Origin of the sequence: Tessaracoccus sp. MC1679, from assembly GCF_014164775.1 — a bacterium.
GTDB lineage: Bacteria > Actinomycetota > Actinomycetes > Propionibacteriales > Propionibacteriaceae > Arachnia.
Genome location: NZ_JACJGB010000002.1, coordinates 60,516 through 82,044 on the forward strand (window position 1 = coordinate 60,516; position 21,529 = coordinate 82,044).

The 21,529-nt window shown below is 68.3% G+C and carries 18 protein-coding genes; 6 read left to right on the forward strand and 12 right to left on the reverse strand.

The genetic code is table 11. The features are described 5' to 3' along the window. Position 1: 1 nt before the first annotated feature. The 5 genes from H5398_RS03405 to H5398_RS03425 all read right to left on the reverse strand — a co-directional run bounded on the left by H5398_RS03405 (position 2) and on the right by H5398_RS03425 (position 4,010). A complete protein-coding gene (locus tag H5398_RS03405; protein ID WP_182799027.1) occupies positions 2 to 802 on the reverse strand; it encodes a hypothetical protein in 801 nt (266 codons plus the stop codon). Next, on the reverse strand, positions 792 to 2,267 hold the full coding sequence (locus tag H5398_RS03410) for an ammonia-forming cytochrome c nitrite reductase subunit c552 (protein ID WP_182799028.1): 1,476 nt from the start codon (positions 2,265 to 2,267) through the stop codon (positions 792 to 794). Before H5398_RS03410 ends, H5398_RS03405 begins: the two co-directional genes overlap by 11 nt. A 5-nt stretch (positions 2,268 to 2,272) precedes the next feature. Continuing rightward, a complete protein-coding gene (gene nrfH, locus H5398_RS03415) occupies positions 2,273 to 2,758 on the reverse strand; it encodes a cytochrome c nitrite reductase small subunit (RefSeq protein WP_255422096.1) in 486 nt (161 codons plus the stop codon). A gap of 75 nt (positions 2,759 to 2,833) precedes the next feature. After that, positions 2,834 to 3,781 (reverse strand): alpha/beta hydrolase, encoded by a 948-nt coding sequence (locus H5398_RS03420; protein ID WP_182799296.1) that lies wholly within the window; start codon positions 3,779 to 3,781, stop codon positions 2,834 to 2,836. Between the two features lie 16 nt (positions 3,782 to 3,797). After that, positions 3,798 to 4,010 carry a DUF3073 domain-containing protein gene (locus H5398_RS03425; protein WP_182782278.1) on the reverse strand — a complete coding sequence of 71 codons (213 nt, stop codon included), beginning with the start codon at positions 4,008 to 4,010 and terminating at the stop codon, positions 3,798 to 3,800. A 196-nt stretch (positions 4,011 to 4,206) separates the two neighbouring features. On the opposite strand from H5398_RS03425, the gene H5398_RS03430 reads away from it, so the two are divergent. Continuing rightward, complete coding sequence (locus tag H5398_RS03430; RefSeq protein WP_182799029.1) at positions 4,207 to 6,420, forward strand: NADP-dependent isocitrate dehydrogenase; 2,214 nt, start codon at positions 4,207 to 4,209, stop codon at positions 6,418 to 6,420. 80 nt (positions 6,421 to 6,500) lie between these two features. On the opposite strand, the gene H5398_RS03435 is transcribed toward H5398_RS03430, so the two are convergent. The 4 genes from H5398_RS03435 to H5398_RS03450 all read right to left on the reverse strand — a co-directional run bounded on the left by H5398_RS03435 (position 6,501) and on the right by H5398_RS03450 (position 10,280). Beyond that, complete coding sequence (locus H5398_RS03435) at positions 6,501 to 7,187, reverse strand: YceI family protein (RefSeq protein WP_182799030.1); 687 nt, start codon at positions 7,185 to 7,187, stop codon at positions 6,501 to 6,503. Positions 7,188 to 7,271: 84 nt separating this feature from the next. Beyond that, positions 7,272 to 8,564 carry an MFS transporter gene (locus H5398_RS03440; RefSeq protein WP_182799031.1) on the reverse strand — a complete coding sequence of 431 codons (1,293 nt, stop codon included), beginning with the start codon at positions 8,562 to 8,564 and terminating at the stop codon, positions 7,272 to 7,274. Beyond that, on the reverse strand, positions 8,554 to 8,988 hold the full coding sequence (locus tag H5398_RS03445) for a MarR family winged helix-turn-helix transcriptional regulator (RefSeq protein ID WP_182799032.1): 435 nt from the start codon (positions 8,986 to 8,988) through the stop codon (positions 8,554 to 8,556). Before H5398_RS03445 ends, H5398_RS03440 begins: the two co-directional genes overlap by 11 nt. Positions 8,989 to 9,032: 44 nt before the next feature. Beyond that, on the reverse strand, positions 9,033 to 10,280 hold the full coding sequence (locus H5398_RS03450) for an ROK family protein (RefSeq protein ID WP_182799033.1): 1,248 nt from the start codon (positions 10,278 to 10,280) through the stop codon (positions 9,033 to 9,035). A 112-nt stretch (positions 10,281 to 10,392) separates the two neighbouring features. Here H5398_RS03450 and H5398_RS03455 point away from each other — a divergent pair, with 112 nt between their 5' ends. From H5398_RS03455 to H5398_RS03475, 5 genes are read left to right on the forward strand one after another with little or no spacing between them, the layout of a single operon-like run. Next, the gene (locus H5398_RS03455; RefSeq protein WP_370586040.1) at positions 10,393 to 11,697 is read left to right on the forward strand and encodes an ABC transporter substrate-binding protein; all 1,305 of its coding nucleotides are present in this window, start codon (positions 10,393 to 10,395) and stop codon (positions 11,695 to 11,697) included. Between the two features lie 18 nt (positions 11,698 to 11,715). Then, positions 11,716 to 12,621, forward strand: coding sequence for a carbohydrate ABC transporter permease (locus H5398_RS03460; RefSeq protein WP_182782271.1), 906 nt, complete (start codon positions 11,716 to 11,718; stop codon positions 12,619 to 12,621). Then, positions 12,618 to 13,511: a carbohydrate ABC transporter permease gene (locus H5398_RS03465; protein ID WP_182782270.1), complete on the forward strand. Its 894-nt coding sequence runs from the start codon at positions 12,618 to 12,620 to the stop codon at positions 13,509 to 13,511. The genes H5398_RS03460 and H5398_RS03465 overlap by 4 nt, the downstream gene beginning before the upstream one ends. A 36-nt stretch (positions 13,512 to 13,547) precedes the next feature. Next, on the forward strand, positions 13,548 to 15,272 hold the full coding sequence (locus H5398_RS03470; protein ID WP_182799034.1) for an alpha-glucosidase: 1,725 nt from the start codon (positions 13,548 to 13,550) through the stop codon (positions 15,270 to 15,272). A gap of 26 nt (positions 15,273 to 15,298) precedes the next feature. Further along, positions 15,299 to 16,972: a glycoside hydrolase family 13 protein gene (locus tag H5398_RS03475; protein WP_182799035.1), complete on the forward strand. Its 1,674-nt coding sequence runs from the start codon at positions 15,299 to 15,301 to the stop codon at positions 16,970 to 16,972. A gap of 1,036 nt (positions 16,973 to 18,008) precedes the next feature. Here H5398_RS03475 and H5398_RS03480 read toward each other — a convergent pair. The 3 genes from H5398_RS03480 to purF are packed head-to-tail and all read right to left on the reverse strand — an operon-like array spanning position 18,009 to position 21,474. After that, entirely contained in the window at positions 18,009 to 18,953 is a 945-nt protein-coding gene (locus H5398_RS03480; protein ID WP_182799036.1) for an AEC family transporter, read from the reverse strand. A 53-nt stretch (positions 18,954 to 19,006) separates the two neighbouring features. Further along, positions 19,007 to 20,050 carry a phosphoribosylformylglycinamidine cyclo-ligase gene (purM, locus tag H5398_RS03485; RefSeq protein WP_182799265.1) on the reverse strand — a complete coding sequence of 348 codons (1,044 nt, stop codon included), beginning with the start codon at positions 20,048 to 20,050 and terminating at the stop codon, positions 19,007 to 19,009. Further along, positions 20,047 to 21,474 carry an amidophosphoribosyltransferase gene (gene purF / locus H5398_RS03490; protein WP_182782266.1) on the reverse strand — a complete coding sequence of 476 codons (1,428 nt, stop codon included), beginning with the start codon at positions 21,472 to 21,474 and terminating at the stop codon, positions 20,047 to 20,049. Before purF ends, purM begins: the two co-directional genes overlap by 4 nt. Positions 21,475 to 21,529: the final 55 nt, after the last annotated feature.

A 21,529-nucleotide genomic window follows, 5' to 3' on the forward strand; every position in this document is an offset into this window, starting at 1 on the left:
CTCACTCCTCGCTGGACGGGGACGGGGAGGCCACTGAGGCGGCCAACGCATCCAGGTGGGAGCGCACGGTGGCCGCCAGGTCCGAATCCGGCGCCACGTCGAGCACCCTCTGCCAATCGGCCTGAGCCGCCTCGGCGTTGGGCGGATCCTCCGACAGGTGGACGAAACCCAGGTTGAACCAGGCCTGCGGATTGCTGGGGTCCACCTCTGTCACCGTCGTCCAGAGCTGCTCCGCCCGCTTCACATCACCGTCGTTGAAGGTGAGCACGCCGAGTTCGAGGTTGGCTGCGACATCCTCCGGGCTGTCCGCCAGCGTGGCCTCCAGCTCGGCCCTGCGGGCCACGCTGTCGGTGGCCGACGCCTGGGTTGCCTCCGTGGTCGCGGGAGCCGCGGTGTCCGCGGGGAGACCCAGCCGGAACACCCCGTAGACCACCGCCGCAACCAGCAGCACGCCCAGCAATGGCATGAGAAACCCGGACTTTCTGGGCACCGACGTGACCAGGGCCGCTGGCTTGTCCGCCGGCGTGTGGACGACGGGGCGACGGCGGGGCTCGTCGTCGTGCTCCCCCAGCTCGGCCAAGGCGAGGTCTGCCGCGTCGTGGACCCCGGTGGGCGTGATCGACGGGGGTTCCGGCTGCGCTGACGAGGCGAGCGCTCGTGCCTCGTCCGCGCGGGCGTCGGCCCAGTCCCGCAGCGGCCCAGGGGCCGTGGCGAGAAAGTCCAGCAGGAGTTGGGTGTGCGCGTCCGCGGGGCCCTCGACCGTGTCGGGGGCCCCGGGCCGCGCGCTGGTGTCAGGCTCCACGTTCCTCGGACTTCTTCTCGTTCTCCGCGCTGATGTCGGAGGGCTCCAGAGTGGTGACGTCGACGCCGCTGAGGACCAGCTGACCCTTGCGCGACGCGTCGAGCGAATCCGCGAGGATCCGCTGGATGTAGGCCGGCGCGTGGAACCCGTAGGAGTTCTCGGAGTACACGTAATCCAGGTAGAAGCTCGCCTTGTTCTGGAACTCGCGTGCCTGCTCGATCGCCTCCGCCGGGGTGCCGTCCGTCTGCGCCGTCTCCAGTGCCCGGATCAGCGCCACGAGCGAGTCGAAGGCCACGTCGCGGGTGCCGATGAACTCATCCTGGATGCCCACAACGCGCTCGGTCATCTCCTCCTCGCTGGTGTGGTGGCAGGTCATGCAGGAGGAGTTCACGGCCAGTAGCGGCGACTGGATGTGATGGTCGGTGACCTTCCTCGCGCCTTCAGCCTCGTAGGGCATGTGGCAGTCGGCGCAGCTGACGCCGTTGGCCGCATGCACCGAATTGGACCAGAAGATGTCGAACTCGGGGTGCTGCGCCTTGACTACCTGGGCTCCCGTGGTGGCGTGCTCAAAGTCCTTGTGACCGTCCTTCAGGTAGTACTCCCAGATCTGGTCGATGTCCAGGCCCTTGGTCCAGGGGAACGTCAGCTCCTTGGTGTCCTTCTCGAAGTAGTACTCCACGTGGCATTGGCCGCACACGAAGCTGCGCATCTCCTGACGCGTGGCGTCACGGTTGACGTCGTAGTCCTCCACACCCTCGCTGGCCTTGAGCGCCGCGATCCCCTTCTCGAACGCCGGGCGGGTTATCCGCAGTTCCATGGTCTCGGGGTCGTGGCAGTCGATGCAGGCCACGGGGTGCTCGACGAGCTGGGTGACATCCGCGTAGGACATCTGGTTCATCGCCGTGAAACCGGCCTCGCGATCGCCGTCGCCGAGCTCGTCCATGAGCGCGACGGTGGAGGCGTGGCAGTTGAGGCAGGTGCCGGGCTGGTCGAACTCGGTGACCCGCAGGGTGTAGCGCTGGTCCTCGAGCATGTACTCGTGCCCGCGGGCGTGGCGGTAGTCCACGGAGAACGGGTAGCCGGCCCACATGTCCGTGAGCCGCGGATCCTCCTCCAGCCTGCTGGTGGACACGATGGTCCGCGGATCGGTCGCGGTGGGCGTGCGCTCCTGCTCGACCGAACCCGCGTGGGTGGTTCCCCCCATCTGCTGCGTCTCCAGGTAGGACTGGTACTGGGCGGGGAAGTTCTGCCCCCAGACAGCCGGGTCCACGACGGTATCGTCGAGTTCGACCACCTTCGTGAACGAGTCGCTGGCCTCACCCATGCGCTCGATGACGTTCGCCAGCAGCGCGGTAATGCCCGCCGTGACGACGGCGGTGATCGCTATCGCCACGATGAGGATGCCGATCCAGCGGTTGCGCTTCCTCTTCTCCGGCGTTGCCTGGGGTTCTTCGGTGGTAGTCATGTGCCTCACCTGCTCCTGTGCCCGACGTCGACGTGGCAACGGGTGCAGTTGACCTGCTCGCTGCCGGCTGTCATTCGCATATCGCTCGTGAAATCCGAGTGGCAGTAGAGGCACGCCTCGTTCGTCACCGCCCGGTTGGAATCACGGATCTCGATGTTCTCGGGGTACCAGCCGGTGGTGAACTTCAACCCGTGCCAGAACCCGTTGTCGGCCTTGACGTAGTACTTGTTGACGAGGTTGTCGTGGGGAGCGTGGCAGTCGTTGCACGTCGCCACATTGGTGTGGCTACCCGCCAGCCAGGCGTCGTACTGGCGCTCCATCACGTGGCAGTTGACGCAGGATGCCGGGTCGTTGCCGAGGTAGGAGATGCCGCGGGCGTACACGAAGGTGAACAGGCCGACGCCGATGAGCGAACCCACGACGAACACCGCTGCTGCGATGAGCAGCCGCGGCTTCGTCATCCAGGCGCGGACGCCGGTCTTCGCGGTCAAGGCAATCACTCCTACGACGCATAGTAGTGCTACGCGTAGTAGTAGATGCCGAGTTTGGCAGAACCTGCGGCGAGATCAGCGGGCGTAGCAGCGCAGGAAGCGCGAGTACTCCGCGAACACCTTCGCCCGAACGTCGGCCCCTGACAGAACCAGGTCATGGACCGCATCCGGGATCCGGGCAATGACGACGAAGTTGCCCAACTGGGGGGCGCGGTCCGCGATCCGGTCCACGTCCAGCACGACGTCCGCCAGGCGGAACTCTTCGGCCCACACCCGCCGGAAGTCGCTTCGCCCGGAGACGGCCACCAGCACGGGGCAGTCGATGGAGAGGCCGGCGGCGACGCTCGCGTGCCCCTCGAGGATGGCCGCCATCCACCCCACCCGGATCAGGAACGCCGGGTCACCCTTGAGGTTCGCGTTGTACGCCCACTCGCCCTCCTCCGCCTTCGAGATGGTTCGGCGGTAGAAGCCGGTGTCCATCTGCGGCAGGGCCGTGGTGGCCACGACGGCGCGGGCAGCGCTGAACATCGGCTGGGTGGCTGGGCGCAGCAGGGAGTTGGCCTGCAGTTCCAGCCAGGGCGCGTTGAGGATCAGCGCCGAGAACACGCCCGGGCGCTGGTCCGCCCAGAGGGAGGCGATGAGGCCGCCCGTCGAGTGGCCCATCAGCACGATGTCGTCGTGCCCCTCGTCGACGAGGATGGCGAGAGCCCGGTCAAGCTCGTGGAAGTAGTCCGTCAGGTGAACGATGTAGCCGGCCAACTGCTTGCCGCGCAGCGACCGGCCGTAGCGGCGAAGATCCACGGCGTAGAAGTCGTAGCCCTGGCCGGCCATCTCGTCAGCCAGGTGGGCCTGGAAGAAGTAGTCATTCCAGCCGTGGAGATACAGGACGGCGCGACGACCCGTGGGTGCGTTGCGCCGCACGAGCGTGGCAACGAGACTGCCCTCAGGCTCAAGGGCGTACGTCGGCTCCTCCGGCAGAGGAATGACCAGCTGCTCGTAACCAGGCAGCTCGGTGTCCGGCACCCACGGGTGCGGAGCCTCAGGAGGTGTGGCGCTCGAACTGATCGTCGTCGTAGTCGTCGTCCTCGCCCGTCGTCTCTGCGTAGGCCTCGGGGATGTCGTTGTTGGTCTCGTCGACGACAGCATCGCCCCTGAGCTCGCGCTCCAGGGACGTGAAATCGGTGGACACCGAGCGATACTTCAGATCGCGGGCCACCCTAGTCTGCTTCGCCTTTGCACGGCCGCGCCCCATATCGGGTCGACCCCCTTGCTTTGTCCATCGCGGGTTGGCCGCGGAATCTGTCAGATACTCGTGGGGTACAGGCTACCCAATCCGGCGGGTTCCTCCAAAGAGCGCACTGTCGCTGGGCAGCGGCGTTCGCCGCCGTCGAACGCATCCCCGGCAGCGATAGGCTGAGGCATCCAACCCTCGAGGAGTTCATCGCAACATGGGCAAGATCATCTACACCCTCACCGACGAGGCCCCGCTGCTCGCCACCTACTCGTTCCTCCCCATCATCAACGCCTTCGCCGGCCAGGCCGGTGTGGATGTGGAGACCCGCGACATCTCACTGGCGGGGCGGATCCTCGCCCAATTCAACGACACCCTCCCCGAGGACCAGCGGGTCGACGACGCCCTGACTGAGCTCGGCGAGCTGGCGAAGTCACCAGAGGCCAACATCATCAAGCTGCCCAACGTGTCGGCCTCCGTGCCGCAGCTCAAGACCGCCGTGGCCGAGTTGCAGTCCCAGGGCTTCCAGCTGCCGGACTACCCCGAGGACCCCCAGAGCGACGCGGACCGCGACGTCCGCGCCCACTACGACCGGGTGATGGGCTCGGCGGTCAACCCCGTGCTGCGCGAGGGGAACTCGGACCGCCGCGCGCCGGAATCGGTGAAGAACTACGCCAAGAAGAACCCTCACCGCATGGGCGCCTGGACCTCCGAGTCCCGGACCGCCGTCGTCACCATGGACTCCGACGACTTCCGCCACAACGAGCAGGCCGTGGTCCTCCCGTCGGCAGACACCCTCACCATCCGGCACCGCGCCAGCGACGGCACGGAGACCGTGCTCAAGAGCGGCCTGTCCGTGCTCGCCGGCGAGGTCATCGACGCCACCGTCATGCGGGCCGCGGCGCTGGATGAGTTCCTGCGCACCCAGGTGGCCGCTGCCAAGGAATCGGGGGTGCTGTTCTCCATCCACCTCAAGGCCACCATGATGAAGGTCTCGGACCCCATCATTTTCGGCCACGTCATCCGGGCGTTCTTCCCCGACGTGTTCGAGCGCTACGGCGCGGACCTCGCCGCGGCGGGCCTGTCCCCCAACGACGGGCTCGGCGCCATCCTCGCAGGGCTGGACGCGCTTCCGAACGGGGCCGAGATCAGGGCAGCGTTCGAGAAGGGCCTTGCCGACGGACCGACGCTGGCCATGGTGAACTCGGACAAGGGCATCACCAACCTGCATGTTCCCTCCGATGTCATCGTCGACGCATCGATGCCCGCCATGATCCGGCAGTCGGGCCACATGTGGGGCCCCGACGGCGGGGAGGCCGACACGCTGGCCGTCCTCCCGGACTCGTCCTACGCTGGTGTGTACCAGGCCGTGATCGAGGACTGCCAGGCCCACGGCGCCTTCGATCCGCGCACCATGGGCACCGTGCCCAACGTCGGTCTGATGGCGCAGAAGGCCGAGGAGTACGGCTCGCACGACAAGACCTTCGAGATCGCGTCGGACGGCGTGGTCGAGGTCGTGGACCAGTCCGGCACGGTACTGATGAGCCACACGGTCGCGGCCGGTGACATCTGGCGGGCCTGCCAGACCAAGGACGCCCCCATCCAGGACTGGGTGAAGCTGGCTGTGACCCGCGCCCGCCTCACCGGATGGCCGGCGGTCTTCTGGCTGGACACGGAGCGGGCGCACGACCGTCAGCTCATCGAGAAGGTGCGCGCCTACCTCGCAGATCACGACACCGACGGGCTCCAGATCGAGATCATGAGCCCCGTGGAGGCCACGAAGTTCACGGTCGAACGCCTCCGCAAGGGTGAGAACACCATCTCCGTGACCGGCAACGTGCTCCGCGACTACCTCACGGACCTGTTCCCCATCCTCGAGCTGGGCACCTCCGCCAAGATGCTGTCGGTGGTGCCGCTGATGGCCGGCGGAGGCCTGTTCGAGACCGGCGCCGGTGGGTCCGCCCCGAAGCACGTGCAGCAGCTCGTCGCCGAGGACTACCTCCGGTGGGACTCGCTCGGCGAATTCCTGGCACTGGCCGCGTCGTTCGAGCACCTCGCCCAGACGGAGGGCAACGCGCGCGCCGGGATCCTGGCCTCCACGCTGGACCGCGCCACGGGCACCTTCCTGGACCAGGACAAGTCGCCCACGAGGAAGCTCGGCGGCATCGACAACCGCGGATCGCACTTCTACCTGGCGATGTACTGGGCCCAGGAGTTGGCCGCCCAGACCGACGACGCCGAGTTGGCGGGGGTGTTCGCACCGGTGGCGGAGGCGTTGGCCTCGAACGAGAGCGTCATCGTCGAGGAGCTGTTGGCCGTGCAGGGCAAGCCCGCCGACATCGGGGGCTACTACCGCCCCGACGAGGCGAAGACGGTCGCGGTGATGCGCCCGTCGCAGACCCTGAACGAGATCATCGACGCCCTCTGCTGAGGCCCTCGACACATAGGCGACAGGCGCCGCCCGATGTGGGCGGCGCCTGTCGCGTCATGAGCGTGAGGTGGTTTGACCGCTCAGGCGAAGAGCCTCTTGAGCCAACCCGCGAAGCCAGCCTGAGCTGCGGGGGCCGCCTGCTCGGTGGCTGGGGCGGCCGGGGCCGGGGCCGGCTCCACCGCGACAGTCTCGTCGGCGACCGCCTCGGCGGACGCCTCGGGGTCCTTGATGGCGGACACCTCGAAGACCAGGTTCACATTCTCGGAGACGAGGACGCCACCGGTCTCCAGCGCCGCGTTCCACACCAGGCCGAAGTCCTTGCGGTTGACCATGACCGAGCCGGAGAGCCCGACGCGCTCGTTGCCGAACGGGTCCGTGGCCACGCCGTCGTAGTCGAAGTCGATGACCACCGGGCGCGTGACGTCCTTGATGGTGAGGTCGCCCTCGACGCGCAGCGTGTCGTCAGCAGGGGCGGTGACGCTGGAGGAGGCGAAGCGGATGGTGGGGTACTGCTCGACGTCGAAGAAGTCCGCGGAGACAAGGTGTCCGTCGCGGTCCGCGCTTCCCGTCGAGACCGACGCGGCGTTGATGGTCATGTCGAGGGCCGGGGAGCTCAGGCCGGCGCCCGTCGAGGCGGTGCCGGAGAAGTCGGTGAAGGCGCCACGGACCTTGGTCACCATGGCGTGGCGGGCGGTGAAGCCGATTTCGGTGTGGCTGGGGTCGATGGTGTAGGTCCCGGCGAGCTGGTTCAGGGCGGTGGCGGTCATGGGCGTCTCCTCGTGGCGGCGTGCGGTAGGTCGTTGAACGTGAAACCAGACTAGCCCGTCTTAGTTGAACTGTCAATTATCCCGTCAGCGACCCACGGGCTGCGGCTCGCGCTGCGCGGTCCACACGCGCAGCCGGAGCGGCCACCCCCGCTCGATCGCGAGCCGGACACCGTCGTGCGTCACCAGGTAGCCGAGCACCGCCAGGGCTGCCATCCCGGTGGCCACCGCGCCGGTGAGCACCATGGCGCGGGGCCCCCAGAGCTCGCCGAGCCAGCCGATCACCGGGGCGCCGAGCGGTGTTCCGCCCGTGAAGATGGCCACATAGACGGCCATCACGCGACCCCGGTACTCCGGTGCCGTCCCGAGTTGCACCGCGGCGTTCGCCGTCGTCATCACGGTGAGCGCGAAGAATCCGCAGGGCACCAGGAGAACGGCGTAGACGGCGAAAGTGGGGGCTGCCGACAGCAGGGCCGTGCTGACGGCGAAGGCGCCCAGCGCGAGCAGGACCGTGCGGAGGCCCGGCTGCGTGCGCCGGGTGGCGACGAGCGCGGCGCCGAGCGTGCCGATCGCCATGACGGTGCCGAGCAGCCCGTACTCCTGGGCCCCCTTTCCGAACACCTCAGTGGCCATGGTGGCGTTGTAGATCTGGAAGTTCATGCCGAAGGTGCCGAGGGCGAACACGATCACCATGAGGACCACGAGGTCCGGACGGTCGCGGAGATAGCGCAGACCGTCGACGGTGGCACCCCTCGCCTTGACCCGCCTGGAGGGGCGAAGCTCGCCGGGGCGGAGCGCCACCACCGCGGCCAGCATGGCCCCGAAGCTGAGCGCGTTGATCAGCAGCGTCGGGCCCACACCAAATGCGGCGATGAGGAGGCCGGCGGCTCCGGGGCCGACGAGGCGGGCCCCGTTGAATGAGGTCGAGTTCAACCCCACCGCATTGGGGAGGAGTTCGGGGGCGACCAGCTCGGAGACGAACGACTGCCGCGCCGGGTTGTCGAACGCGGTGATGACGCCCTGGAGGAAGGCGAAGACGAACACGTGCCACAGCTGCACCACGCCCAGCGCCACCACGGCCCACAACGCCAGCGCCGTGATCCCGAGGAGGACCTGGGTCACCAGAAGCAGGCGTCGCTTGGGGAGGCGGTCCGCCAACGCGCCGGCATAGGGGGCGAGGATCGGGATGGCCAGGAACTGCAGCGCCGTGACCATGCCCAGCGCGGCGCTCGAGCCGTCGGTCAGCTCGGTGAGGACCAGCCAGTCCTGACCCACGCGCTGAACCCAGGTTCCGATGTTGCTGATCAGGGCCCCGGCGAAGAACACGCGGTAGTTGCGCACGGCGAACGAGGCGAACATGCGCCCCCGGTCACTCCGCATGCGACACCTCCATCAGGATGTCCGCCGCCCGACGGAGCAGGTCCAGCCGCTCGGGCGACAGGGTGGCGATGTGGGCGAGCATCCAGGTGTCGCGGCTGGCGATGGTCTGCTCAACCACCCGCCGCCCCTCGTCGGTGAGCGACACAAGGATCTGCCGGCCGTCCTGCGGGTGCGGTGATCGCTCGACGAGCCCCTTGTCAGCAAGGCAGTTCACGGTCCGCGTCATCGACGGCGTGCTCACCGCATCGCGGGCCGCCAGCTGCGTCGGCGTCTGGGGCCCGGTGAAGTGCAGGAACACGAGCACCGAGAACTGGTGCGGCGCGACGTCGCTGGTGCTCTCGAACCGCACCCGGCGGGAGATGCGCTGACACGCGACGCGCACGTCGTTGGCGAGGCTGAGAAGATCTGGGTCGTAGTCCGGCATGCAGTCCTTTCGCGGGAACTGCTTAGCCTAGTTCATTATCTTGGTTAATCAACTGCGGGGGTGCGGGCGGCGAGGCGGCGCGCGGTCAGCAACGGGAGAACGACCTGGCGGGCCGATTCGCGGGCGGCTGACAACGCCCCCAGCGACACGACGTCTCCCCCGAGCCCCGAGGCGACGATGCCGGGCGGCGGCAGCTCCAGCTCGCCTGCCATGTGCGCGACGGCGATCTCGATCACCTCGCCCAGCGTGCCCGCGATGGCCCCGCACACGACGATGACCTCGGGATCGAAGAACCGCGACACCACTGTGCAGATCCGCCCGAGCGTGCCCCCCAGCTCCTCCACCAGCGGCCGCGCCACAGGGTCCGCCAGCCGCGCGCGAGAGAGGACCGCCTCGCCGGTGACGGCGCCCCCACTCAGGGCGGCCCAAGGGTGGTCAGCAGGAATCGCGCCCATGCCGAGCTGCGCCCTCAGCCACTGCTCCGCCAGATAGCCGAGACCCCAGGTGCCGCCGACACCGGGCACATAGGCAAGTGCCTCGAGCTCCCCGACGCCGCCGTGCGCGCCGCGCACCAATCGCCCCTCCAGGACCACGCCCGAGCCCAGGCGAAGCCCCGACAGCATCGCGACGTAGTGCTCGCGCCCCTGCGCCTCGCCCAGGGACCCCTCAGCGACAGCGGCGAGGGAAGCGTCGTTCTCGACACGCACGACAGGGAACTCCCCACTCAGCGCCTCACGGAGGCCTGCGTTCATATAGCTCCAGAAGCCGGACGTGTGCGTGGGCGAGGCCCCCTGGCCGTCGACCGGGGCAGGCACGCCCACCCCGACGGCGATCACCTCATCTCGGCTACCCCCGGCAGCGGCGAGCACCGCGTCGATGGCCCGGAGGGCCGCGGTGTGCCGGGTGGCCGGGTCCGGAGCCTCCAGCTCGAAGAAGCTGGTGAGGTCGAGGTGTTCGCGCGCGAGGATCCGGCCGCTCAGATCGGCGGCTATCGCGGAGAAGCGTCGGCCGCCGGCGTCGAGGCCCACGATCAGTCCGGCCTCGCCTCGCAGCTCGAATCGTCGGGCAGGCCTTCCCAGCCGCTGGGCGGGCCCCGCGGAGCTCGTCAGCTCCTCGATCAGGCCGACGTCGATCAGCTCATCGAGCGCGGAGAGTGCCGTGGATCGGGTCATTCCGAGGGCGGAAATGACGTGGTCCGCCCCGAAGGCGCCGGAGTCCCACGCGTGGTCGAGGACCGCCTCTGTGCTCGCGCGGTGGCGCGTCTGGCGCTCGGCCACACCCACTTTCCGCACCCCCCTTGACGATCCCTCAACCGTGATGCATCCTAGACCCAGATGACTTTCTTCGATAGTTAAATCTATTGCTCGAAAACAAATCAGTCACCGACGACGAAGGGACAACGACGTGCCTCAACCCTCACCGACGCCTCCCCCAGGGCTGGCCCCCGCCTCCTGGGCGCCGCCTCGGCGCACCTTCCTCAAGGCCCTCGCGGCGGTGGGAGCCGCCAGCACCATCCCGTTGGTGACCGGCTGCTCCTCTGGCGGGCAGCAGACCATCCTGTTCCACCAGTCCAAGCCGGAGGCGGTGCCCTACTTCCGCCAGCTGGCTGCCGACTTCACCGCCTCCCAGGACCAGTTCCGGATCCTGCACGACATCTCGACGAACCTCTCGGCGAGCTTCGTGCGCAGCAACCCGCCGGACCTCGGGATGCTCAACTACAACCTGGAGATGGCCAGGTTCATGGAGCGCGGTGCGCTCTCGGACCTCTCGGACCTGCCGGAGGCCGCCACCATCCGCGAGGACATCATCGAGCTGTCGAAGTCCTACCCGCAGTACGAGGATCGCACCAGCGTGCTCCCCTACTCCGCGATGGCTGCGTCCGTGATCTACAACAAGCGCATCTTCGCCGACAACGGCGTCGAGGTGCCCACCACCTGGGATGCGCTCATCGACGTGTGCGAGAAGCTCACCGCCGCAGGGGTCACCCCGTTCTACGCCACGTTCATGGACCCGTGGACCATCATGCAGGGCTGGTTCGACTACCCGGCCGGCGGCATGGTCGACATCGCCGAGTTCTACCGGAAGATGAACGAGATCGGCGCCGACGTCGGCCCCGACTCCGAGGTGTCCTTCCAGAAGACCATGCTCGAGCCGGTGCAGAAGATGGTCCAGCTCACCGGATACATCAATGACGACGCGGGGAGCCGCGGATACGGCGACGGCAACACCGCCTTCGCCAACGGCGCCGCAGCGATGATCTTCCAGGGCCCCTGGGCCTTCGGCGAGTTCGAGAAGGTGGGCAACGACCTGGACCTCGGCACGTTCCCCCTCCCCGCGACCGACAACCCCGAGGACCTCAAGGTCCGCGTCAACATCGACCTGGCGCTCTGGGTGCCCGAGGTGGCCGACGGGCAGGAGGGCGCGCGAGCCCTCCTCCAGCACCTCATGAAGCCGGAGATCCAGGACCCCTACAACGCCGAGTTCCTGGGCTTCGGCACCACGAAGAACGCTCCCCCGGTCACTGACGAGCGGATCATCGGTATGCAGGAGTACTACGACAGCGGCCGGTTCTACATGGGCCCGTCGCAGTTCATCCCCAACAACATCCCCGCCCCCAACTACTTCCAGTCGATCGCCCTCGGGGCTGAGCCGGAACCGCTGCTCGCGCAGCTGGACCGCGACTGGGCCCGGCTCGCCTTCCGCGCCTGAGACAAAGGAGTCACACGCATGTCAACCCCGTCCAGGGCCAGCGCGCCCGCAGCGAAGACAGGGCCGAGACGCCCCGTCGAACCCGTCTACTGGTTCTTCCTGGTGCCCGCCGTCGCGGTGTTCACCCTGATGATCGCCTACCCAGCCGTCGAGGGCATCACGATGAGCTTCACCAACTCGATGGGCTTCGGCGACTTCGAGTGGATCGGCTTCCGCAACTACGTGGCCCTCTTCCGCGACGAGAACATCCTCTCGTCCTACGGCTTCACCCTCCTGTTCGCCGCCGTCACCGTCATCCTGGTCAACGTCATCGCCTTCTTCCTGGCCCTCGGGCTCACCTCGAAGATCAAGTTCACCAACCCGCTGCGCACCGTCTTCGTCATCCCCATGGTGATCTCGGCCATCATCTACTCGTTCGTCTTCCGCTTCCTGTTCAACAACTCGCTGCCGCAGATCGGTGCGGCACTGGGGATCGACGGCCTCTCGACGAGCCTGCTGGCCAACCCGGACTGGGCGTGGTTCGCCATCGTCCTGGTCACCACCTGGGGCTCGGTGCCCAGCGCCATGCTGATCTACATCGCGGGCCTCATGACGGTCCCCGGTGAGGTGTACGAGGCCAGCTCGATCGACGGTGCCACCCCGGCGAAGAACCTGTGGCACATCACGCTGCCGCTGGTGGCCGGCTACGTGGGCATCAACATGATCCTCGGCTTCAAGGGCTACCTGGCTGTCTACGACCAGATCGTCGGCCTGACCCAGGGCGGCCCCGGCACCGCCACCCGCAGCGTCGCGTTCACCATCTTCGCCGGCTTCAGCGGCGGAGACTACGCCTACCAGATGGCCAACGCCGCCGTCTTCTTCGTCATCACCATCGTCATCGCGCTGCTGCAGCTGCGCCTCACCCAGGGAAGGTCCGGGTCATGAGCACCCCACTCGCCACCGTCGCCGTCGGCGTCCCGGCCCCCACTGCGGCGTCGCGCCGCGGGCGGGTCGGCCAGGAGAAGGTCAACTGGACCGCCACCATCCTGCTGATCCTCGCCGCAGTCACCGTCCTCGTGCCGCTCTACGTGACCATCTCGATGGCTTTCAAGACCACCCAGCAGTCCACCGACCTGAACGCGTTCAGCCTCCCCAACCCATGGAGTTTCAGCGGGTTCGTCGAGGCGTGGAGCCTGACCAACTTCCCCCGGGCCTTCCTCGTCTCCCTGATCGTGACCCTGGTGGCCGTGGCCGGTGCCATCCTCGTGTCGTCGATGGCCGCCTACGCCATCGTGCGCAACTGGGACCGGAAGCCCTTCAAGTACTCCTTCTACTACCTGCTCGCCGCCATGTTCATCCCGTTCCCGGTGGTCGCGCTGCCGCAGGTGCGGCTCACCGGCCTGCTGGGGTTGGACAACTACTTCGGGGTCGCGATTCTCCACATCGTGTTCGGGCTGGCGTTCAACACCCTGCTGTTCAGCACCTTCCTCCGCTCCATCCCGCTGGAGCTCGAGGAGTCCATGCGCATGGACGGCGCGAGCACCTGGCAGGTGTTCTGGAAGCTGATCTTCCCCCTGCTGTCGCCCATGGCGGCCACGGTGGGCATCTTCGCCTTCCTCAGCTCCTGGAACGACTTCATGATGCCCTCGCTGATCATCTCCCAACCCGAATGGCAGACGATCCCCGTGGTCAACAACATCTTCCAGACCCAGTTCAGCAACAGCTACAACGTGAGCTTCGCGTCGTACCTGATGGCCATGGCCCCGGCTATCGTCGTCTACCTGTTCGCGCAGCGCTGGGTGATGTCCGGCCTGACGCAGGGCGCCATCAAGTAGTCATCCGACCCACCACCAACCGCACCAAGGAGAACCATGACCGCAGAACGCCATCAGACCGCCCCAGCTTCCCGCCCGGACGGCTGGTGGCGCTCCGCGGTGGTCTACCAGGTCTACCCCCGCTCGTTCCAGGACTCCAACGGCGACGGCATCGGCGACATCCCAGGCATCACCAGCCGCCTCGACCACCTGGCCGAGCTCGGGGTCGACGTCATCTGGCTGTCGCCCGTCTACCGCTCGCCGCAGGTGGACAACGGCTACGACATCAGCGACTACCGCGACATCGATCCCCTGTTCGGAACCCTCGCGGACCTCGACGAGCTCCTCGCCCAGGCTCACTGGCGCGGGATCAAGCTGGTCATGGACCTGGTGGTCAACCACACCTCGGACCAGCACCCGTGGTTCGTCGAGTCCCGCGACCCGGCCTCCCCCAAGCGGAGCTGGTACTACTGGCGCCCCGCCCGTCCCGGACACGAGCCCGGCACGCCTGGCGCCGAGCCCGACGACAGCGCCGCGGCCTTCGCGCCGTCGGCCTGGACGTTCGACCCGGCCAGCGGCCAGTACTACCTGAGCATGTTCAGCCCCGGGCAGCCGGACCTCAACTGGGAGAACCCCGAGGTTCGCGAAGCCGTCTACGACATGATGCGGTGGTGGGTGGACCGCGGAGTCGACGGCTTCCGGATGGACGTGATCAACCTCATCTCCAAGCCACACGACCTCGCCTCCGGCGGCCCGATCGAGCCCGGCTCGGCGGACTTCCGCCAGATCGCCAACGGTCCCCGTCTCGACGAGTTCCTCGCCGAAATGAACCGCGAGGTGGGCCTCGACGACCAGAATCTGCTCACCGTCGGCGAGATGCCCGGCGCGACCGTTGAGTTGGCCCGGCGGGTCACGGACCCTGCCCGGCGGGAGCTGAACATGGTCTTCACGTTCGAGCATGTCAGCCTCGACCAGGCCTCCGGTAGCAAGTGGGACCTGATGGCACTGCCCCTGCCCGCGCTGAAGGGCAACCTTGCCCAGTGGCAGTACGGTCTGGCGGAATCGGGCTGGAATTCGCTGTACCTCGACAACCACGACCAGCCGCGGGCAGTGTCCCGCTTCGGCGACGACTCCCCCGAGCACCGCGTCAACTCCGCCAAGACGCTGGCCACCGTCCTGCACCTGCACAAGGGCACCCCGTACGTGTACCAGGGTGAAGAACTCGGCATGACGAACTCCCCCTTCACGGAGATCGGGCACTACGTCGACGTCGAATCGCTGAACCACCACACCCTGGCCACGGCCATGGGCACCGCCGAGGCCGAGATCCTCCGCTCGCTGGCCGCGAAGAGCCGCGACCATGCACGCACCCCCGTCCAGTGGAACGACGGCCCGCACGCGGGCTTCACCACCGGCGTGCCCTGGCTGCCGGCCAACCCCAACTACCGCGACATCAACGCCGAGGCGGCCCGCCTCGACCCCGCGTCGGTGTTCGCCCACTTCCAGAGTCTGATCGCGCTTCGACACACCGACGAGGTGGTCCGCGAGGGCCGCTTCGAGCTCCTGCTGCCCGACCACGAGCAGCTCTGGGTGTTCACCCGCACCCTGGGTGACACCACACTGCTCGTCCTCGCCAACTGTTCGTCGACCTCGGCGGAACTCCCGCTCGACGCCCTCCCCAGCCTGGACGGCGCCAAATTGATCCTGGCCACCCACGATGCCGCCGACCCCTCGTCGCTCGCGCCGTGGGAGTCCCGAATCCTCCGCCTGGCCACCCGCTGACCCTCACCACTGTAGGACCTTCCCCCATGCAGGACATCACGGACCAGGCGACCCTGGTCTCCGACCAGAGCGCCCAATGGTGGCGCCAAGCCCTCGTCTACCAGATCTACCCCCGCAGCTTCGCCGACAGCAACGCCGACGGCATCGGCGACCTGCGCGGCATAGCGTCGCGGCTCGACTACCTCTCCGGCCTCGGCATCGACGCGGTGTGGCTGAGCCCCTTCTATCCCTCCGCCCTCGCCGACGGCGGCTACGACGTCATCGACTACCGCGGAATCGACCCGCGCATCGGCACCCTCGATGACTTCGACGAGCTCGCCGCCGGGCTGCACGCGCGTGGCATCCGGATCCTCATCGACATCGTGCCGAACCACACCTCGAACCTGCACGACTGGTTCCAGCAGGCGATCGCGGCGGGCCCCGGATCGGCCGAGCGGGAGCGCTACATCTTCCGCGACGGCACCGGCCCGGACGGCTCCGAGCCGCCCACGGACTGGGTCTCGATCTTCGGTGGCAGCGCCTGGGAGCAGGTGGCCGACGGACAGTGGTATCTCCACACCTTCGCCGTCGAGCAGCCGGATCTGAACTGGGCCAGCGATGAGGTCCGGGAGGAGTTCCTCAGCATCCTGCGCTTCTGGGCCGATCGCGGCGTCGACGGCTTCCGCGTGGACGCCGCCCACATGCTCGCCAAGGACCTGACGGAGCCGCTGCCCACGCAGGCCGAGCTCGAGGCCCACCCGAGGGACGGCAGCCATCCCACGTGGGACCGCGACGAACTCCAGGAGATCTACGCCGAGTGGCGCGGGGTGTTCAACTCCTACGACCCGCCGCGCACGGCGGTCGCGGAAGCCGCGGTGCACTCGTCACGCGTGCCGCTCTACGCGAGCCCGTCCACGCTGGGGCAGTCGTTCTTCTTCGACCTCCAGCTCGCCAACTACGACGCGGCAACCTTCCACCGGATCATCGACGAGTGCCTGGGTGTCGCGGCCGTGTCCGGCTCGTCGGTCACCTGGGTGCTCAACAACCACGACACGATCCGGTCAGCCAGCCGCTACGGCACCCCGTTCCCGGGGACGAACCCCGACGGGACGCCGCTGCGCAAGCACGGCGGCGACTGGCTGTTGGCCGGAGGGGACCCTGTCCTTCTCGACGCGGCCACTGGCCTTCGCCGGGCGCGCGCGGCGACGCTGCTTCTCATGGCGCTGCCCGGCTCGGCGTACCTCTATCAGGGCGAGGAGCTCGGCCTCCAGGAGGTCGCGGAGATTCCCGACTCGCTGCGCGCCGACCCGTCGTTCTTCCGCAACCGTGAGCTGGAGGTGGGCCGCGACGGCTGCCGGGTGCCGCTGCCGTGGACGCGGTCCGGGTCGTCGTTCGGCTTCGGCGACGACGGCTCGCACCTGCCGCAGCCGCTGTGGTTCGGGCACTACTCCGTCGAGGCGGAGTCCGAGGATCCGGGCTCGACGCTGTCGATGTACCGACGGGCGGCGCAGCTGCGGCGGGAGCTGCAGACAGACGAGTCCATGGTGTGGATCCCGACCGACTACGACGAGGTGCTGCGGTTCCGGCGGTCGGGCGGCTGGGAGGTGGTGTCGAACTTCGGCAAGGATCCGGTTCAGCTGCCCGAGGGAGAGATTCTGGTCGCCTCGGGCCCGTGGGGAGACGAGCTTCCGGGCGAGACCACCGTCTGGCTCCGCGCCTGACCGCCCGCCGGGCCATCTTCGCTCCCTGAGGAGCTCCGCGCCATCCTCGGTCCCTGAGGAGCTCCGCGTCGCGTAGCGACCGTGGAGCGTCTCGAAGGGTCGTATAGTGACCTTCCCTCGGACTTAACCCACTCGCCCGGGTCCGCCTCGCCCTGGTCCGCCTCGCCTTGGTCCACCGTCTGGGTGCGGGGATCCGGGTTCCGCTGCACGGGCGGCCCGCGGTGGCCGGGTCCCCTCGTCGCCAGACACCACCGGGTGGTCGGGGCCTGCGGCGCCTCTGAGGGCCGCCCGTGCAGCGGATCCCGGTTCCCCGCCGCCTTCTGCTGTGGCGTGGCCAGGTTGGGGTGTGGCCCGTCAGGGCGGCCCTGGCAACAGCCTGCTGAGGCGGGAGCCAGCCGGGTGATCGTCGGGTTGAGCACCGCTACGCAGTGCCGCCCTGACGTCCCGCACCCTCGCTGCACCTCACGGTTTGTCACTGGGGTTACGACTTTGCGACCAAAGACCCCGGCGTCTGAAGCCGCCCCCCGCGGGTTGAGCCGGGCATGCCGCGGAGCGGCGCAGCCCGCGTCGAAACCACCCTGAGCCCATGAACCCAACCGCCCGACGGCCTCGCTCCGGTCGGTGAGAAAAGGGACCCCGCGTCTGGGCCCGCTACCAAATCGGTAGATCTGGGTTCGTAGTCGCCACCAGATCCACCCAACAGACAGGCGATGACGGGCCCTTTCGCGAGGGTGGGGACGACAGGGCGGCACTGCGCAGCGGTGCAAAACCCGACGAGCACCTGACTGCCCTCCGCCTCGAGGAACTCAAGCCAGGGCCGCCCTGACGGGCCACACCCGAACCCGGCCACACCACAGGCCAAGCCAGTGCAGGGAGACGGGAGCCGAGGCACGGGCGGCCTCACCACCCAACCACCCTCCGAGTCCGGAGGACGTGCAGACCGTGGACAACGGCCGCTCGGGCCTCGGGTCACGGCTCCCTGCACCGGACAGCAGGGTTGATCGGGCAACGCGCGTCACGACCCGCGGGGCAGGCCTCAGCCGACGGTGGCGAACACGTAGGCGACGAACGTCACCACGCTGACGACCGTATACAGACTCAACACGTTGTTGGAGTAGGCCACCTCGTCGCGCCTGTGGGCGGGCAGGAAGATCGGGACGATGAACGGCGGCGGAAGGATGAACAGCATGAAGACCGCCGCTTGGGCGAACTGGTCAAGGCCGAGCCACCGACCCACGACGAGTTCGGAGAGGACCAGCGCCAGGATCAGGCACACCACGAAGCGGACGGCCACCAGCGGGGCCGCCTCCCGGACTCCGGCGCGGCTCAGCCTGGTCCCGTAGCCCACGATGAGCAGGATGACGGGCACGATCACGGCGGCGAGGTAGCCGAGCGCGCCCAGCACCCCGGCCGAGAACGGGTTCGCCGCAAGCGGTTCGGCCACGCCGAGCGCGTTGAGCACCAGACCGGCGAAGATCGCGAGGATGACCGGCGACTTCACGAACGAGGAAAGCGTCTCGATCAGCGACACCGCCCCGTCGCTCTGACGCTTCAGGAGCGTCACGAAGATGAACCAGATGAAGAACTCGTGCCCCAATCCGACGATCGCCGCCGTCGGCACGTTGCCCAGGCCGTAGGCCGCCGCGTACAACGCCAGCCCCACCATGCCGAACTCGAACCCGGTGAACAGGAAGGTGGCCACGGGCGGCGCCCCCAGAGCGCGCCGCGCCACGGCACCCATGCCGAGCAGCAGGACGCAGGCGACGGGGATGATCACGATGAGCGCCAGGTATTCGGCCCGGAACTCCATCGACAGGAATGCGGTGAACAGCACCGCAGGGAGCACAACGCTGACGATGAGGCGCTTCAGGCCCTCGACCACGCCGTCGTCCAGCACCCGAAGGCGGCGTAGGAGGATGCCCAGCGCGATCAGCAGGACGATGGGGATGACGCTGGCGAGCGTCTCTGCGATGGTGCCCATGGCTGGCACCCTAGCGAGCCCTCGTCGTGCCGACGACGGTGGGGCTCCTCCCGCTAGAGGAGGAACGCCTCGCCAGGCCCCTCGGAGGCCTGGATCTCGCCCAGCACCCACCCGTGGACACCGCGTGCGGCGAGCGCCGCCAGGGCCGCGTCGACCTCATGCTGAGGCAGGATGGCCACCATGCCCACGCCCATGTTGAGGGTGGCGTCGACGTCGGCCTGCTTGAGCCCGCCCACCGTCTGCACGATCTGGAAGATCGCGGGCGGGGTCCAGCTGGAGCGGCGCAGCACCGCGGCCATGTCGTTGGGGATGACGCGGGCCAGGTTGTTGGCCAGCCCGCCGCCGGTGATGTGGCTCATGGCATGCACCTCGACGGTGTTGATGAGGTCCAGCACGTCGAGCGCGTAGATTTTCGTCGGCTCCAGGAGTTCCTCGCCGAGGGTTCGGCCGAGCTCGTCGACGTGGCGCCCGAGGTCCCAGCCCGCCTGGTTCAGCAGGACGTGGCGGACCAGTGAGTAGCCGTTGGAGTGCAGACCGGACGAGGCCATGGCGATGACCGCGTCGCCCGTGCGCACCCGCTCGGGCCCGAGGATCTTAGAGCGCTCCACCACGCCCGTCGTCGCGCCGGCGATGTCGTACTCGTGCGGCTCGAGGAGGCCGGGGTGCTCGGCCGTCTCCCCTCCGATGAGGGAGCAGCCCGCCGCGACACACGCGTCCGCGATCCCGCTGACGATCGCGGCGATCCGCTCCGGGACCACCTTGCCGCAGGCGATGTAGTCGGTGACGAACAGCGGCTCGGCGCCGCAGACCACGAGGTCGTCGACGAGCATGCCGAGGAGGTCGAAGCCGATGGTGTCGTGCTTGTCCAGGGCCTGGGCGATGGCCACCTTGGTGCCCACGCCGTCGGTGGAGGTGGCCAGCACCGGATGCTGGTACCCCTTCAGCGCCGAGGCGTCGAAGAACCCTGCGAAGCCGCCGAGACCGCCCAACACCTCGGGCCGACGGGTGCGGCCCACGTGGGCCTTCATCAGTTCGACGGCGCGGTCGCCCGCCTCGATGTCGACGCCGGCGGCGGCGTAGGCACTCTTCTCCACTATCTCTCCTCGAGTCTCAGCAGCTCGGCCTGGGCCGGCGGGATCGCGACGGGATAGTTCCCGTCGAAGCAGGCACGGCACAGGTTGTCGGCGGGCACGTGGGTGGCCTCCGTCAGGCCTTCAAGCGAGATGTAGCCAAGGGAATCTGCGCCGAGGGAGCGGCGGATCTCCTCCACCGTCAGGCCTGGCGCGATCAGCTCGGCCCGGGAGGCGAAGTCGATGCCGTAGAAGCAGGGCCACTTCACGGGCGGCGACGAGATGCGCACGTGGACCTCGCGGGCGCCGGCCTCGCGCAGCATCCGTACCAGGGCGCGCTGGGTGTTGCCCCGCACGATGGAGTCGTCGACGACGACGAGCCGCTTGCCCTCGATCACCTCGCGCAGCGGGTTGAGCTTCAGCCGGATGCCGAGCTGGCGGATGGTCTGGCTGGGTTGGATGAAGGTGCGGCCCACGTAGGCGTTCTTCACCAGGCCCTGCCCGTAGGGGATGCCCGAGGCAGCCGCGTAGCCGATGGCCGAGGGCGTGCCCGACTCCGGCACCGGGATCACCAGGTCAGCGTCGACGGGGTACTCCTCCGCGAGCTTCCGGCCGATCCGGACCCGGACCGTGTGCACGCCGTGTCCGGCGATGGTGGTGTCCGGGCGGGCGAGGTAGACGTACTCGAAGATGCAGCCCTTCGGCTTGGCCTCGGCGAAACGCACGGACCGCAGTCCGCGCTCGTCGATGGCGAGGAACTCGCCGGGCTCCACCTCACGCACGAAGCTGGCGCCCACGATGTCCAGCGCCGCGGTCTCGGAGGCGACGACCCAACCGTTGGACAGACGCCCGAGGACCAGGGGCCTGATGCCCTGCGGGTCTCGGGCCGCGAAGATCGTGCGTTCGGTCATGAAGGTGAGGCAGAAGGCGCCCTTCAGGCGGGGCAGGACCTTCATCGCCACCTGCTCGATGGGCTCCTCGCCGAAGCTGGCCATGAGAGCCGTCACCAGCGACGTGTCGTTGGTGGAGTCCATGGTCTTCTTCTCCGGCACCCGCTCGGTGGGGTCCAGCTCCGCCAACCACGCCTCGAGCTCGTGGGTATTGGTGAGGTTGCCGTTGTGGGCCAGGGCCAGTCCACCGGCGTGCGTGGCGCGGAAGGTGGGTTGCGCGTTGTGCCAGACGCTGGCCCCCGTCGTCGAGTAGCGGGTGTGACCGATGGCCAGCCGGCCGGGAAGCGACTTCAGCGTGGCCTCATTGAACACCTGGCTGACCAGGCCCATGTCCTTGTAAACCATGATGCGCTGGAGGTTGCTCACCGCGATGCCGGCGGACTCCTGGCCTCGGTGCTGCAGCGCGAACAGGCCGAAGAACGTCAGCTGGGCCACGTCCTCTTCGGGCGCCCAGACACCGAACACGCCGCATTCTTCCTTGGGACCGTCGTAGCCGAGCACGCGGCAGACTCTACCCGCTGGCGCCGTTCCGGGCGCCGTCCCCTCCTCCGGTGGG

What these genes read in the sequence shown, in the direction of transcription:
- H5398_RS03410 (WP_182799028.1), bottom strand. Translation starts at nt 2,267, where the DNA reads ATGACTACCACCGAAGAACCCCAGGCAACGCCGGAGAAGAGGAAGCGC.
- H5398_RS03425 (WP_182782278.1), bottom strand. Translation starts at nt 4,010, where the DNA reads ATGGGGCGCGGCCGTGCAAAGGCGAAGCAGACTAGGGTGGCCCGCGAT.
- H5398_RS03430 (WP_182799029.1), top strand. Translation starts at nt 4,207, where the DNA reads ATGGGCAAGATCATCTACACCCTCACCGACGAGGCCCCGCTGCTCGCC.
- H5398_RS03435 (WP_182799030.1), bottom strand. Translation starts at nt 7,187, where the DNA reads ATGACCGCCACCGCCCTGAACCAGCTCGCCGGGACCTACACCATCGAC.
- H5398_RS03440 (WP_182799031.1), bottom strand. Translation starts at nt 8,564, where the DNA reads ATGCGGAGTGACCGGGGGCGCATGTTCGCCTCGTTCGCCGTGCGCAAC.
- H5398_RS03445 (WP_182799032.1), bottom strand. Translation starts at nt 8,988, where the DNA reads ATGCCGGACTACGACCCAGATCTTCTCAGCCTCGCCAACGACGTGCGC.
- H5398_RS03460 (WP_182782271.1), top strand. Translation starts at nt 11,716, where the DNA reads ATGTCAACCCCGTCCAGGGCCAGCGCGCCCGCAGCGAAGACAGGGCCG.
- H5398_RS03465 (WP_182782270.1), top strand. Translation starts at nt 12,618, where the DNA reads ATGAGCACCCCACTCGCCACCGTCGCCGTCGGCGTCCCGGCCCCCACT.
- H5398_RS03470 (WP_182799034.1), top strand. Translation starts at nt 13,548, where the DNA reads ATGACCGCAGAACGCCATCAGACCGCCCCAGCTTCCCGCCCGGACGGC.
- H5398_RS03475 (WP_182799035.1), top strand. Translation starts at nt 15,299, where the DNA reads ATGCAGGACATCACGGACCAGGCGACCCTGGTCTCCGACCAGAGCGCC.
- H5398_RS03480 (WP_182799036.1), bottom strand. Translation starts at nt 18,953, where the DNA reads ATGGGCACCATCGCAGAGACGCTCGCCAGCGTCATCCCCATCGTCCTG.